This is a genomic window from Luteococcus sp. H91 (assembly GCF_038433135.1).
GTDB lineage: Bacteria > Actinomycetota > Actinomycetes > Propionibacteriales > Propionibacteriaceae > Luteococcus.
Map to the genome: position 1 here is coordinate 1 of NZ_JBCDMV010000028.1, position 14478 is coordinate 14478.

Annotated in this window: 13 protein-coding genes and 2 tRNA genes; all 15 read right to left on the reverse strand. The window is 65.9% G+C overall.

Annotation, left to right across the window (positions count from 1 at the left end; genetic code table 11):
• Positions 1-512 precede the first annotated feature (512 nt).
• The 15 genes from AAEX57_RS13610 to AAEX57_RS13680 all read right to left on the reverse strand — a co-directional run bounded on the left by AAEX57_RS13610 (position 513) and on the right by AAEX57_RS13680 (position 14432).
• Positions 513-3074 (reverse strand): S8 family peptidase, encoded by a 2562-nt coding sequence (locus tag AAEX57_RS13610; protein ID WP_342092817.1) that lies wholly within the window; start codon positions 3072-3074, stop codon positions 513-515.
• Between the two features lie 5 nt (positions 3075-3079).
• Positions 3080-4078 (reverse strand): AAA family ATPase, encoded by a 999-nt coding sequence (locus AAEX57_RS13615; protein WP_342092818.1) that lies wholly within the window; start codon positions 4076-4078, stop codon positions 3080-3082.
• Between the two features lie 196 nt (positions 4079-4274).
• Complete coding sequence (locus AAEX57_RS13620) at positions 4275-4631, reverse strand: hypothetical protein (protein WP_342092819.1); 357 nt, start codon at positions 4629-4631, stop codon at positions 4275-4277.
• 126 nt (positions 4632-4757) lie between these two features.
• A complete protein-coding gene (locus tag AAEX57_RS13625; protein WP_342092820.1) occupies positions 4758-5684 on the reverse strand; it encodes an integrase core domain-containing protein in 927 nt (308 codons plus the stop codon).
• Between the two features lie 17 nt (positions 5685-5701).
• Complete coding sequence (locus tag AAEX57_RS13630) at positions 5702-6019, reverse strand: helix-turn-helix domain-containing protein (RefSeq protein WP_342092821.1); 318 nt, start codon at positions 6017-6019, stop codon at positions 5702-5704.
• Between the two features lie 243 nt (positions 6020-6262).
• Positions 6263-6335 (reverse strand) — tRNA-Ala (locus tag AAEX57_RS13635).
• Between the two features lie 46 nt (positions 6336-6381).
• Positions 6382-6454, reverse strand: a tRNA-Ala gene (locus AAEX57_RS13640).
• Positions 6455-6613: 159 nt separating this feature from the next.
• Entirely contained in the window at positions 6614-7258 is a 645-nt protein-coding gene (locus AAEX57_RS13645) for a histidine phosphatase family protein (protein WP_342092822.1), read from the reverse strand.
• A 7-nt stretch (positions 7259-7265) separates the two neighbouring features.
• Positions 7266-7664 carry a ribosome silencing factor gene (gene rsfS, locus AAEX57_RS13650; RefSeq protein ID WP_342092823.1) on the reverse strand — a complete coding sequence of 133 codons (399 nt, stop codon included), beginning with the start codon at positions 7662-7664 and terminating at the stop codon, positions 7266-7268.
• On the reverse strand, positions 7661-8446 hold the full coding sequence (gene nadD / locus AAEX57_RS13655; RefSeq protein WP_342092824.1) for a nicotinate-nucleotide adenylyltransferase: 786 nt from the start codon (positions 8444-8446) through the stop codon (positions 7661-7663). The genes rsfS and nadD overlap by 4 nt, the downstream gene beginning before the upstream one ends.
• A gap of 21 nt (positions 8447-8467) precedes the next feature.
• Positions 8468-8590: a hypothetical protein gene (locus AAEX57_RS13660; protein ID WP_342092825.1), complete on the reverse strand. Its 123-nt coding sequence runs from the start codon at positions 8588-8590 to the stop codon at positions 8468-8470.
• 18 nt (positions 8591-8608) lie between these two features.
• Complete coding sequence (locus AAEX57_RS13665; protein ID WP_342092826.1) at positions 8609-9862, reverse strand: glutamate-5-semialdehyde dehydrogenase; 1254 nt, start codon at positions 9860-9862, stop codon at positions 8609-8611.
• Between the two features lie 155 nt (positions 9863-10017).
• Positions 10018-11133 carry a glutamate 5-kinase gene (proB, locus tag AAEX57_RS13670; RefSeq protein WP_342092827.1) on the reverse strand — a complete coding sequence of 372 codons (1116 nt, stop codon included), beginning with the start codon at positions 11131-11133 and terminating at the stop codon, positions 10018-10020.
• A gap of 2 nt (positions 11134-11135) precedes the next feature.
• A complete protein-coding gene (gene obgE / locus AAEX57_RS13675; protein WP_342092828.1) occupies positions 11136-12716 on the reverse strand; it encodes a GTPase ObgE in 1581 nt (526 codons plus the stop codon).
• Between the two features lie 138 nt (positions 12717-12854).
• Entirely contained in the window at positions 12855-14432 is a 1578-nt protein-coding gene (locus tag AAEX57_RS13680; RefSeq protein ID WP_342092829.1) for a DUF3352 domain-containing protein, read from the reverse strand.
• Between the last annotated feature and the right edge of the window lie 46 nt (positions 14433-14478).

A 14478-nucleotide genomic window follows, 5' to 3' on the forward strand; every position in this document is an offset into this window, starting at 1 on the left:
GGCAGTGGAACCGACGCCTACCCGCAGCGCATGCGGGACCTTGTCACACCCCCATGCCAGAATCATGACTACGAGACCGGCAACGACGCTGGACCGTTGACCAACCAGCCCTCATGAAAGATCGAGGCTAGCGCGTGCCTTCCGGGACCGCTGTCAGGAGGCGCGACCCATTTGCCGATCATGCGTGGTCAGAAGCAGCTCCGCCACGTGCGTTGCCTCGCGGATCACGTAGTCGCCTGTCTCCTTGTTTGGCGTGCCGGTGGCGACGTCGTAGGGGTCCTCGTCCGATAGACGACACGCCGTGAAGCACCCCGTGAGGGTCGCGTGGCTCGGGCCCGCGCCGCCGAAGAAGAACCTACCCAGCGAGGCGGCGACCTCGTCCGATTGTGGGGTCTCACGCTATCTTTGGGACGGTGCGGGCTCCCTGCTCCTGAGCTGTTGCTCCATGCGCCCGGTCAACTTTGTCGCGTGAAGGCGCTCGTCGATACTCGCCGCGGGATCAGGTCTGACTGTCAGACTTCGATCACGGCTGCCACCTGCTGGTACACCGGTGTCCACAGATCAACTTCTACCTCGGGAGCTTCAATGCTGACGACGAGCGAGTAGTGAACGCCTTTATCGCTCTGATCCATTTTCGGCCGGCTTTTCCACCAACCTGCGACAGGGTACACAACCACCGCCTCCTTGGCCGCGAGGTCGGCGGCTGACCCCGACCAAATATCGGTGTGAAGAGACCCTGACGAGGTCTGCTGGTCACGCCCGAAAAGCCAACCGCTCTCGGTGTCGAGTGTCAGCGGTTTCTCGCCTTCCTCGCGTGCCCGCTTATTGACGCGCTGGCGGAACACGTCAAGGTTGTCCTCGGGTCGCTTCATCGCGAAGCGCAAGCCATGAGAGGGATAGACGTATCGCCCCGTCCAGCCGCGCCTCGATGGGTTTGGCTCTACAAAGTACGAGAGGGTAATCCGCAACCGAACTTCGGTCTCTCCAAGCGTAGACAGCTCGCCGATGGGCCACGGTAGACGATGCAAGTTCATCTCGCGAGCTCTTCCGCTGCTTGAGTTGCCGTCACGCTCATATGGATGAATGGCTGCTTCATCAACAAGCGTCAGCGCGTTGGTTGCGCTGCGGGTAGCGCGTTCTAGGCTGGGCACGCCCATCCCGTAGCGACGAAGAAGGTTGACCGCTGCCCCCTTAGTGCCCGCGGCATCGATCCGCGCTCGCATCGGGTCCGTCCATTCGGCAGAGTGGACGATCAGGGCGCGGACTGTCTCAGGCCTCAAGTGAGGGTAGGCGGCCCGAATGTCGGCTGCGATTGCCGACACCTGGGCCGTCGCCGCCGATGTATCACGGGTGGTTGTAAAGAAGCCCTCGCCCGGGCGTTGAAGTCGAGTGGTGAGGATCGCGAGGTTCTCCGGTGTATCCACCCCTGATCCGTCAGGGGTCCGAGCAAGGTTCCCACCAGGTGCGACGACATCCGGCTTGAACGGCCACCGCTTCTGATCAAAGGAGACCGAGGTTCGGCTGGTCGGTGACAATTCACCACGAGCAGCGATCGGCACGTACCCTGCGAAAATGTTCGGAGCGTGATCCATCGCGTCATGCTCGGCGTAGGCTCCAACCGTGAGCGCGTTCCACGACTGTGCTGGGTCTTCGACACCTTCCGCGTCGCTACGATCAAGGTGATTGTCCTCAGCACGCACGTCACGAATGTTGCCAGCAGAAACTAAAACGAGCCGAGGCGTCGGCTCCTCATCTCGGTTCAGGTAGGTGAACTTAGAGACGCTGTCATCAATCGAACGGCCAAAAGCCAGCGCATCGAGCGTGGCCGACCATGCGGTTGGACGTCCAGACTCCTGCTTCGGACGGTCTTCGACACGATGCCCTGGGTTTGGTGTTGCGGCCCTTGCCGTGATGGCCAACATGAAAACTCGGGCGCGATTCGCTGCTGAAATCTCGGGCTGATCTATAGCTCTTGCGGTCACTGCCCCATATACATCGGGATCGTTCTTCCCGGTATCGGGGAGCAACTTCACCGACTCGAGCCGGTGCTCCAGACGAATATGGCGCTGAGTGCCGACCGCGGCCTGTAGGTCTCCGTAGAGCGCAAGTCCCGCCATCTCGGTGCCGTGTGAGTGGATCGCCACATCTTTCCGCCAACCCGGCTCAACCGCGTGCAAATCAGCGGCTGAGAGTGATTCCTCCAATAGCGGGTGCCCAGCCTGCACGCCACGGTCGAGGATGCACACCACGGGCGCGCCGGTTCCAGCGTGTTCGACACGAGATTGCAGTTCACGCACCCATTCGCGTTGTTCAACCGCGGATAGCCCTGGAAGAAACGAGGCTACTTCGTGAGGTCGACGCAGCTCGGCGATGTCATCAATATTCCGAAAGGTCATCGCGAGCTGTTCACTCGTGGCGCGGATGAGCACTACCGTTCGGTCACCGAATCCGAGGTAGTGGTCACTCACAGGGAGGTTGTGTAGCTGGGCGTACGCCCTAAGTCGCACGTATTCCTGACCGTCAACGGCCCTGAGCCACAGCTCCCACCATAGGGATTCGGCGGGGTTGGTAGGGTACTCATCAGCGGGGTCTGTCCACAGCTCGCGAATCGTTGCCCGACGGATGGAAGCAATGCCTTCGATGAGAGCCGCATGCTTCGGCTTCCCTGCTACGACTTCGGCGGTCTCTACATACTGCTCAAGTTTCTTGAGAAAGAACTCTTTCTGCCCTTCGGGGATAAAGACCGTCGCATTTTCGACCTCACCTGCAGGGGTCGATTCCCACTGGACAGCGACAAGTTCTGGCTGGGCGCCCGGCCGATGCGACTCCAAGCTCTCTAGCATCAATTCGAGGCCCGGAAAGGAGGCGAAGGTGAGGTATGTTCCCTTGGTTTCCGGATCATCTACCGGTGGCAACCAGGCGGCCTCGAATTCTTGAGCCAGGCGCTTCCCGTGCTCGCTCCGGCTCCCGCCAAAGCCGCCACCCCGGCTCGTCACCGGAGTTGAGATGGGTGTGAAGGACTCAGACGCGGGCAGCGTGGGCACTAGGATGTGTGGACGGTCTCGTTCAGTCATGTCAGCTAGTTCGTCCCGCCGGTCCGACGCTTGGGGCGAGGACGTTCTTCCAATGCGATGACAACATCATCGGTACGCACTCGGGTGCGTCCGCCAAGGACGGTGCGTTTAGCGGAATTCTCGGCTGCGGTCGCGATTTCGGCATGACTTAGACCACGAGCCGCCGGGATGATTCGTGCCCAACTCAGGTTGTGGATCTGGAATGACGCGAGTCGGTTCTTGATGACCGACTCTACTGCGGCATCGTCCGGCAAAGCGAAGTCCATCACTGTGTCGAATCTGCGGAACAGCGCGTTGTCCAACAGGCTGGGATGATTCGTTGCGGCGATGATGACACTGTCTGACGTGTCCTCTTCAAGGAACTGTAAGAAGGAGTTGAGGACTCGACGAATCTCTCCTACGTCATTCTGCACGGCGCGGTCGCCGCCGAGCGCGTCCACCTCATCAAAGAGATAGACGCCGCGAGTCTCGGCGAGCGCATCGAAAACGAGACGCAGTTTTGCGGCAGTCTCACCCATGAACTTGGTAAGTACCGTATCCAGCCTGATTGAGAAGAGCGGAAGCCCGAGTTCGCCGGCGATCACACGCGCAGTGGATGTCTTCCCAGTGCCGGGCGGCCCGGTTAGCAAGAGATGTCGGGCAGGGGTCAGGCCATGCCGTGCCAGCGCGTCACGCTGCCTCTGTTCCAGCAGCACCTGCGTCAGACGCTCATTGAGTTTGTCTGTGAGCACGAGGTCGCTCAGCCTGGCCTCGGGGTACGAGACGTTGAGCAGCGCTCCAAGCTCACCCTTCGGTTGAGCAAACGGAACCACGGCAGCAACACGGGCTCGCTGACCAGATCGTTCACGGAGGTCGTTGACGAGATCGCGAAGCTCTTGGGCGAACTTTGACTGTCCGGCACGTGCGGCTTTGGCTGCAACTTGCATGGCAACGGCGTAAAACTGCGGGTCGTCGCCGTCGGCATGGCTCTTTACGAGTGCTTTGAGCTGATCGTTGGTCGCCATCAGAGACCTCCTCTCAGCGATACGCCCCCCAACCGGGTGTTGGTTCCCCAAGCCTACCGGTAGCTGCCTCTGGGAACGGAGATGACAACCTGTGAACGAAGAAGCGATGTCAGATAGTTGCCCTGCCCATGCCGCCTGGTCGTCCCGGCTAGTGCCCTGCGACAACCAACCTCCCCTGCGGTGGGCTCTCATGAAATTACAGCGTGTGAACGCGCTGGGCTGATCGCTGATCGGCACCTCGGCGGTCCACACGAGTGATCTCGGCCATGCGCGTGAATGCGGCTCTCGCTCGCGCGGCGTCGATCGTCTGGGCCGTGCTCTCGGGCTCGGCGCCGAGCGGAGCCGGGCCGGTGATCTGGTACCGGTCACGGTAGGCGGCCACAACCAGGGCGCGGCGTCGCCACTGCTGCCGATCCCGCCCATCGGCTGGGATCGGGCCGAGCGCTGTAACCCAGGGCTCGTGGGTGTGGAGGGCGGTGTCCAAGACGGCTTCTGCTCGGGTTTCGATGAGGTGGCGGCGCCCGATCAGCGCTTGCTGCATGTCGGGGGTCATGGGGCCGGTGGCTTCGGGAATCAGCCCGGCGATGAGACGCGGGGCCTGTCGTGTGCGGCCGGAGCCGGCGGGTCGGGTGGTGGCGTTGGCGAGGCGGTGGTGGATGACGGAGGCGATTGTCCCGCGTCAAGTAGTTGGCAGGATTTCGGGCTCGGGAACGTTGGGGACGGTCGGGTCGGCCAGGCCGCGGTGGACCTCTGAGGGCCGGTTCCAGGCCAGGGCCTCGTGGGGTCGGACGGTGTTGAACTCGGCCCGGTAGGCATCGGCCTCACGGACCAGGTCGAGCGCATCGTCGATCTGCTCGCGGTAGAGCCGCTCGTACTTCAGGCTCTGGAAGGCGCGTTCGCGGACGCCGTTCTGCCCGGGTGTGCGGACACGGGTCCGGACATGACGCAGCTCAGGATGCGCGGTGATGACGTGCTCGAAGCGGAACGACCGGAATGGGCCGCCGTTGTCGGTGACCAGCGTGATCGGGACGATCTCACCTGTGTCGGGATCGGTCAGGTGATCGATGAGCGTGATGCCGCCGAGCATGGCTTCTGCCTCCGCCAGGGCGAGTTGGACCCCGGCGATGGCGTCGTGCTGGTTCGCGGTCGGGGACCAGTGCCAGCCGAACTCGTACTTGCTGAAATAGTCTGCGACGCCGGCGACGCGCCAGGTCCCCCCGCCGGTGGTCTCGTACTCGGAGAAGTCGAACTGCCACACCTGGTTCGAACCGGTGGGTGGCGCGGCGAACGCGGCCTTGCGTTGGTTGGCTAGTTCGCGGCGCTGTTTCTGGTAGTCAGCGTGGAGAAGGAGGTCTTCGTCGGCCATGATCCGCAACACCGTCGACGGGGAGATCCGGTGCCCGTCGTGTCGGACCATGGCCCAGATCTTGCGGTGCCCCCAGGCGGAATGCTTGCTGGCCATCGCGACCACAGCCGCTCGGTGCTGGTCACGTGATGGGGCCGGCCACGGCCCCTTGACCGGTTGTCCGGCGCGGGCCCTGGCTTGCCAGCGTCGCCACGTTCGTTCGGGAATGTCGAGCAGTTCGCAGAACCTCGAGGTCGACATTCCCGCCTCTTTCCGGATTACCTCGAGGTCTTCGAAGGGCCCAGCCGGCCCTCCGCGCTCTTCTTCCAGACACGCAGCTCGACCGCTGCCTCCCCGAGCGCGAGGGTGAGGTCCTCGACCTGGGCCTCGAGTTGGGCCTCGCGGGTCGACGGGCCGGACTTTCCGGTCGCGAGTGCGGTCTTGCCTGCTTCGAGGAACTCGGCCTTCCATCGGCCGATCGACTGCTCGGAGACCTTTTCCTTGCGCGCTGCTTCGGCGACGGTGATCTCGCCGGCCAGCACGCTCAGCACGATCCGGGTCTTGGTCTCCGGGCTGAACACCGGTGGTCGTCCCATGGTCGGGTCCTCCTGCTTCTCAGACGCCGATCATGCCCTCATAACCGGCCTGCCAGAAAGCTTGACGCGGGACACCTCTTCACCCGCATCACCATCGACGACGAAGAGAACGCCACCTACACACCCGAGCAGACCACCGCCAGCATCCTCGCCCACACCAACATCGACGCCCCGGCCCACGTCACCGCAGAAACAAAACTGCCCCGCCATCAGGCGGGGCAGTTCAGTGCTGTTCATTCCAAGTGGAGCTAAGGGGATTCGAACCCCTGGCCTCTTCCATGCCATGGAAGCGCGCTACCAACTGCGCCATAGCCCCAGGTTTCAGTTGTGTTCAGGACAACCTCCCGAAGGAGGACATCCAGTGGAGCTAAGGGGATTCGAACCCCTGGCCTCTTCCATGCCATGGAAGCGCGCTACCAACTGCGCCATAGCCCCAGATTGGGCGTCTCATGGGCGGCGACCGCCCTTGCGACTCGTGGAACTCTACCGGTTACGACTGTGTGGAGCAAATCGTGGCTTCGACAGGCTCAAGCCACCGCAGATGCAGGCTCAAGCCACCGCAAATGCAGGCTCAGGCCACCGAGGAGGCAAGGCTCAGCCAGCCTGGACGGTGCGGTTGTAGGCCTCCAGGCGCCAGGGCCGGTCGGCGGTCCGCACCAGGACCGACCAACCGCAGTTGCCCATCGGGCCCAGCTGCCAGGTGTGGGCAAAGTCCCAGCCCAGCAGGTAGCCGCAGGCCATCCGAATGGCCAGGCCGTGGCTGACCACCACGACGGTCTGGCCCTCGTACTGGCCGGCAAGGTCGGTCAGGGCCAGCCGCATCCGCACGCCCACCTCGTCGGCAGTCTCCCCTTCCGGGGAGCGACGAAAGTCCCGGCCGCTGCGCAGGGCGTCGGCAAAGCTCGGGTCGCGTTCGGCCATCTCGGCGCCGGTCAGGCCGCCCCAGCTGCCGACATTGATCTCCTGCACCCGGGGCTCGGGGATGATCTCCAGACCGGTCACGGCGGACACCGCCCGGGCCGTGTCATAGGCCCGGGTCAGGTCCGACGAGATCAGCACGTCGGGCTCCAGCGCCGCCATGTGCGGCGCGACCCGCTCCGCCTGGGACCGGCCGACGTCGTTCAGCCCGACGTCGAGCTGCCCCTGGAAGCGCCCCGCCCGATTCCAGTCGGTCAGCCCGTGGCGCAACAACACCAGCCGGGTGGCTGGTGCGTCGCTGTGCAGGATGCTGCTGCTCATCCGGTTCTCAGGCCTCGGTGGCCTGCTCCGCAGCTTCCGGCCGGCCATAGTTCACGTCGAGCTCCAGGCGCGGGCAGTCCTTCCAGAGCCGCTCCAGCGAGTACAGCGAGCGCTCCTCGGTGTGCTGCACGTGCACCACGACGTCGATGTAGTCCAGCAGCACCCAGCGGTTCTCCCGGTCCCCCTCGCGCCGGACGGGCTTGAACTGGTGCTTGAGCAACTGTTCCTCCACCCCGTCGACGACGGCTCCCACCTGACGCTCATTGCTGGCGGTGACCACCAGGAAGATGTCGGTGATGGCCAGGTGCTCGCTGACGTCGAAGGCGACGATGTCGGTGCCGAGCTTGTCGGCGGCGGCCTGGGCGGCCAGCTTGGTGATGGTCAGGGCATTCTCGGTGGCGCTCACGCGGTGTCTTTCTGCTTGTCGGAGGGCTTCTTGCCCAGGGAGTTGAGGCGAGCATTCTCGGCTGCGGCCCGCTCCCCCAGTTCGTCGGCGGACATGCTGGTGTCGACGCGATCCTGCTCCGCCTCGGAGTGGCCGTAGAGCCCCCGCTTGGCGATGTACTGCACGATGCCGTCCGGCACCAGGTACCAGATCGGCAGCCCCTCGCCGACGCGATTGCGGCAGTCGGTGGAGGAGATCGCCATGGCAGGCACCTCGAGCAGGGTCACCTTGTCCGCCGGCAGGTGCCTGATGTCGTTCTCCCCCAGCGGCACGCCGGGGCGGCTGACACCGATGAAGTGCGCCAGGTCAAAGAGCTCCTCGGCACCGCGCCAGGTGAGGATCTTGGCCAGGGCGTCGGCACCGGTGATGAAGAAGAGCTCCACATTCTCGCCACGGTTACGGCGCAGGTCCTTCAGCGTGTCGACGGTGTAGGTGTCGCCCGGCCGGTCGATGTCGACGCGGGACACGCTGAAGCGTGGATTGGAGGCGGTGGCAACCACCGTCATCAAGTAGCGATCCTCGGCCATGGAGACGTCGCGGCCGGCCTTCTGCCACGGCACGCCGGTGGGCACGAACACCACCTCGTCAAGACCGAAGCGGGCGGCCACCTCACTGGCGGCGACCAGGTGGCCGTGGTGGATCGGGTCAAAGGTGCCACCCATCACGCCGAGCCGCCACGGGCGATCTCCGGTTTCGGGGTGCACAATTCCGAGCGCCTGGTCAGGCGCTCCATCAGAGGTCATCGACGAGGCTTCGATTCGTGATCAGCTGTGCGGACGGCCGCGGCCGACATTCATCACGAAGGCGAGCGCGCTGAGCATCGCGACCAGCATGATGACGCCGGCCACCCAGGTGGGGATTTCGGATTCCAGTAGCACCAAAGACATGGCGGCAGCCTACCCGAATCAACCGCGAATCTGGCCACTACCCACGACGACATATTTGGTGGAAGTCATCTCCGGCAAGGCCATCGGCCCGCGAGCGTGCAGCTTCTGGGTGGAAATGCCGATCTCCGCCCCGAAGCCGAACTCCCCGCCGTCGATGAACCGGCTGGAGGCGTTGACCAGCACGGCCGCGGCATCAACCTCCGCGGTGAAGCGGTTGGCGACGGCCAGGTCATTGGTGACGATCGTCTCCGAATGCCCCGACGTGTGCTGCCGGATGTGCTCGATCGCCTCGTCCAGACCGCTGACCACCTTGGCCGCCAGATCCAGCGAGAGGTATTCGGCGTCGTACTCCGTCTCGGTGGCCGCCACGATCGCCGGATCGAGACCGATGATCGACTCGTCGCCGTGCACCGTCACCCCGGCGGCGGTCAACGCCGCCATCGCCCTGGGCACGAACTCGTCGGCGATGTCGGCGTGCACCAGCAGTGTCTCCAGCGCATTGCAGACACTGGGCCGCTGGGTCTTGGCATTGAGCATGATCTCCAGCGCCATCTGCTGATCCGCGGCGACATCGACGAACAGGTGGCAATTACCGGTGCCGGTTTCGATCACCGGAACGGTGGAGCCGCTGACCACGGCATTGATCAGCCCGGCGCCACCCCGCGGGATCAGCACATCGACCAGACCGCGGGCGGTCATCATCTCGCCGGTGACCTCCCGGCCGCCCTCCACCAGGCTGACAGCGTCGGGATTGATCCCCTGGCCCTGCAGGCCGGTGCGCAGCGCGGCGACGACGGCCCGGTTGGAGTTCAGCGCCGACGAGGAGCCGCGCAGCAGCGCCGCGTTGCCGCTCTTCAGGCAGATCCCGGCAGCATCGGCGGTGACATTGGGACGGGCCTCATAGATGATGCCGACCACGCCGAAGGGCACCCGGATCTGGGTGATCCGCACCCCGGCGGCGGTGGTGAAGCCACGCAGCACGTCGCCCACCGGATCGGCCAGCCCAGCCAGATCCCGCAGGCCCTGCACCATGCCCGCGATCCGCTTCGGGTCCAGGCTCAGCCGGTCGATCATCGCCTGCGCCGTGCCACCCTGCCGGGCAGCCTCGACATCCTGGGCGTTGGCGGCCAGCACGTCGGCCTCGGCGGCGGCCAGGGCATCGGCCATGGCGTGCAGTGCCGCGTCCTTGCGGCCGCGCGGCAGGGTGGCCAGTTCACGGGCTGCGGTGCGGGCCGCGACGGCCTGGTCATGGAATGCGCTCATGGACGCCATGCTAGAGGGCGGTCCATCGCCCGCGCCGCGTCATCCCGTTCCCTGAACGGCGACGCGCCGGCAGGGACCGACCACGGTGGCCGAGCCTGTCGAGGCCCTCGCCACAGCCCCTCGACAGGCTCGGGTGGTTGGGTTCTGCTCGTAGACCGGGGGACTCAACGCGGACGGCGGAAGACCACCAGCGCGTCACGGTGCACCACTTCCCGTTCGTACTCCTGGCCAAGCTGCTCGGCCAGCTCGTGGGAATTGCGGCCCAGCATGGCCGGCAGTTCCTCAGAACCGAAGCCGACCAGCCCACGCGCCACCACCTTGCCGGCCGCCGAGACCAGATCAACCGGATCGCCGGGCACGAAGTCCCCCTCGATCCCGGTGATCCCGGCCGCCAGCAGCGAGGCCTTGCCTTGGGTGACGGCCCGCACCGCCCCGTCGTCCAGCAGCAGCCGGCCGCGGGCGCTGGTGGCGTGGGCCAGCCAGAGCAACCGTCGGGGGCGACGCTTGCCATTGGGCTCGAACAGGGTGCCGACATCCTGCCCCGTCATCGCGGCCAGGGCCTGGTCAGCGCGGGCCAGCACCACCGGAATCCCTGCGCTGGTGGCGATGTGGGCGGCCTGCAGCTTGGTGGTCATCCCACCCGACCCGATCGAGGTGCCGGCCTTTTGGGTGTCCACCTCCAGCATGGCGACGTCGCTCACCTGCACGATCCGCTCCGAGCCCGGGTCGTCGGGGTGGGCGGTGTAGAGCCCATCGACGTCGCTGAGCAGCACCAGCGCGTCGGCCCGCACCATCTGCGCCACCAGGGCCCCCAGCCGGTCATTGTCGCCGAAGCGGATCTCGTGGGTGGCGACGGTGTCGTTCTCGTTGACGATCGGCACGGCCCGCAGCTTGAGCAGCTTGCCGAGGGTGCGCAGCGCATTCTGGTAGCTGTTCTGCCGGGTGACGTCGTCGACGGTGAGCAGCAGCTGGCCCACCCGTAGCCCGTGCGCGCCGAAGCGTTCGGTGTACTCCTGCATCAGCAGTCCCTGCCCGACGCTGGCCGCGGCCTGCTGGCTCGCCAGATCCCGGGGGCGACGCGTCATCCCCAGCGGCGCCAGGCCGGCGGCGATGGCGCCGGAACTGATCAGCACCACCTGGGTGCCGTGGGCGCGCACGTCGGCGATGGCGTCCACCAGCCGCTGCACCCGCTGCGGATCGATCCCGCCTTCGGCGGTGGTCAGCGACGACGAGCCGACCTTCACCACGATCCGTTCGGCCTGACGAAGCGCCTGGCGCATGCTCAGCGGCCCTCGCCCTCGGCGTCGTCCTCGAAGGACTCCCCCACCTCGGCGTAGTCGGCCTCGAAGCCGTTGTCGTCGGCCTCGTCATCGGGCTCGTAGCCGTCCGCGGCCGCATTGATCACCCGCCAGGCGTCGCGGTGCATGCCACCGCGGCGCTCCTGGTATTCGGCATCCTTCTCCCGACGACGGGCCACCGCGGGCCGCTGCTCGTCGAAGCGCTGGTCCTCACCGCGACGGCTGAGCAGCTCGGCGCCGGTCTCCACCTGCGGCGCGAAGTCGAAGACCACCGGGTCGTCCCCGCCGCCGATGGCCACCGCGTCGCCCGGGCGGGCACCGATCTCCAGCAGCTTGTCCTCGATGCCGAGCCGATTGAGCCGGTCGGCGAGGTAGCCGACGGCCTCGCCGTTGTTGAAGTCGGTCTGGCGGACCCAGCGTTCGGGCTTCTCGCCGCGCACGCGCCAGACGAAACCGCCCTCGCCGTCGCCCATCTTCTTGATGGTGAAGGCGTCCTTCTCCGCCACGGCCTGCGGACGGATCACGATCTTCTTCGGCGCGGGCGGCGGCAGCAGGGCACGCCGCTGCTCCACCAGCTCCGCCATCGCGAAGGTCAGCCCATTGAGGCCCTCGCCGGACTTGGTGGAGATCACGAAGGTCTTGTAGCCACGCGCCTCCACGTCGGCCCTGACCATCTCCGCGATGTCCGCGGCATCCGGGATGTCCACCTTGTTCAGGGCCACCATCCGCGGACGGTCCTCCAGGCCTCCGTGGGCGGCGAGCTCGGCCTCGATGATGTCCAGGTCGGTCAGCGGGTCACGGCCGGGCTCGAAGGTGGCGCAGTCCACGACGTGCACGATGGCCTGGCAGCGCTCGATGTGGCGCAGGAAGTCGAAACCCAGCCCCTTGCCCATGCTGGCACCCTCGATCAGGCCGGGCACGTCGGCGACGGTGTAGGTCACGTCGCCGGCCACCACGACGCCCAGGTTGGGCACAAGGGTGGTGAACGGGTAGTCGGCGATCTTCGGCCGGGCCCGGCTGATCGCGGCGATCAACGAGCTCTTGCCGGCGCTGGGGAAGCCGACCAGACCGACGTCGGCGACCACCTTGAGTTCCAGCATGATCTTGCGGCTCTCGCCGTCCTCGCCCAGCAGGGCGAAGCCGGGGGCCTTGCGCGCGGTGCTGGCCAGCGCGGCATTGCCCAGCCCGCCGCGGCCACCGGCGGCGACGACGGCCTCCACATTGTCACCGGTCAGGTCGGCCAGGGTCTCGCCGGTCTCGGCGTCGGTGACGATGGTGCCCTCCGGCACGCCCAGCACCGTGTCCTCACCGCGCGAGCCGTTCTTGTGGTCGCCCATGCCCGGCTGGCCATTGACGGCCTTGCGGATCGACTGCCGGTGGTAGTCCACCAGGGTGGTCACCTGCGGGTCGACGCGCAGCACGATCGAACCACCGTCGCCACCATTGCCACCGTCGGGGCCGCCCAGCGGCTTGAACTTCTCGCGATGCACCGAGGCACAGCCGTGACCGCCGTTGCCGGCGATGACGGTGAGCGTCACGCGGTCGACGAAGGAAGGAATAGCCATGGGTACATCTCTCTTGCAGAAGGCGGGTGGTGCCGGGTGCGCCAAGTGGCGCACAGTCCAGCCCGGCAAGTCTACCCGGGAACACGACGCGGGCGCCCCGGCCCAGAGGACCGGGGCGCCCGAGGCGCGTGCTACGGCTTACTTGGCGGTCACCCGCATGGTCATCGCGGAGTAGTTGTCGTCCTCGATCGTCGAGCTGATCCCGACGGCCTGCAGCGGATCGATGTTCTCCTTCTCCGAGCTGGACATGTCCTTGGTCATCAGGTCCTTGAAGGCCTCCACGTTCCAGTAGACCACCGACTGCGCCTTGTCAGGGTTCGCAACCGCGGCCTTGTACCCGGCCTCGTCGGAGAGCTTCTTGTCGGGGCTGGCCACCTTGGTCGCCCAGTCCGTGCTCATCGCCAGCACCGGAGCGGTGTCGCTACCGCTGACCTGCAGGCCCTGGCTGCCCAGACCGGTCCGGGTCAGCAGGTCCTCGATCTTGGCCTTGTCCGTGTCCATCGCGACGGCGAAGGGCAGATCGGCCGGAGACTCCATCTGGTCGGGGTTGACCTTGCCAACCGAGATCCGCAGGTCCTTGCCCAGCAGAGTCTTCAGGTCATCGGGCAGCTTCATCTTCGTCTGCTGCTCGAAATCGGCCACGGTGGTGCCGTTCTGCTCGATGGCCTGCTTGATCTGCTCCCAGTTCTTGTCCACCTGGTTGGCGCCGTCGGCAATGCCGATGGCGACGGTGGTGTCACCGGGCAGGTCGCCCACCTTGCTGCTGGCGTCCACCTTGGGCATGTCCTTCACAGCCTTGGCAACCATCTGGAACTCCGGGTTGCCGCCGGTGAAGCGCAGCGTGGCGGCGCCGGAGCGGAAGTCGGCCTGCTTGAGCTGCTCCACCGGGTCCGGGGTGGACGAACCCGTCGGGCTGCTCTGGGCCACCTTGTCGTCGATGTCCGAGCTCTCGACGAGCTGGATCAGGCCGTCCTTGCTGCCCCACATGGTCATCAGGCCGGTGTCGCCCAGCTTTTTCAGGTCCTCGCTGAACTCGGCCTTCTTCTCCAGCGGGTCGGCCTTGGCATCGGCGACGGCCTTGTCGGCGTCGGCCTGGGTCTTGGCGGCCACCAGGTAGCCGTCGCTGAAGGCCAGACCGGTCAGCTTGTTCTCGTCATTGGTCTCGCACTTGTTCAGCTTCTCGTAGCCAGCGCGGGCCTTGGCCTCGTCCTTTGCCTCGATCGCGATGATCGGGGTCTTGGCGCCGGAGCGGACGGCGACGGCCATCCGGTCGCCCAGCCACGGCTTGATGTCCGCGTCATAGTTGATCTCCTTGAGGCAGCTGCTGTCCTTGCTCATGGAATTCCACAGCTCCTGCTTGAGGTCGCCGCCCTCGGTCAGACTGACCTTCTCCTTCAGCGAGGGGAACTTCATCGCGAAGCGCACCATCTCCGCCTTCTGCGAGAGCTCGGGGTTGAAGTTCACCTCGGAGTAGCCAACGACGTCCGCCGGGATCAGCGACGCGGCACTTTCACCATCGCCACCGATCATGTTCATCGGATCGGCCAGGGCGAAGCCGCCACCCAGCGCCAGCACGGCCAGCCCGGCGATACCGGCCTTGGCCCCAGCGCCCAGCTTTTTCTTGGGAGTGGGGTCCATCTGCCCCGGAGCGGCCGGTACGGGGCTCTCGACGGCGGTCTGCGGGGCTTCGTATCCGGTCGGACGGTGCTCGGTCATGGTGTGTCCTCTCTGAGGTGCGGTCCCCCGGCAGCCTAGATCCGCC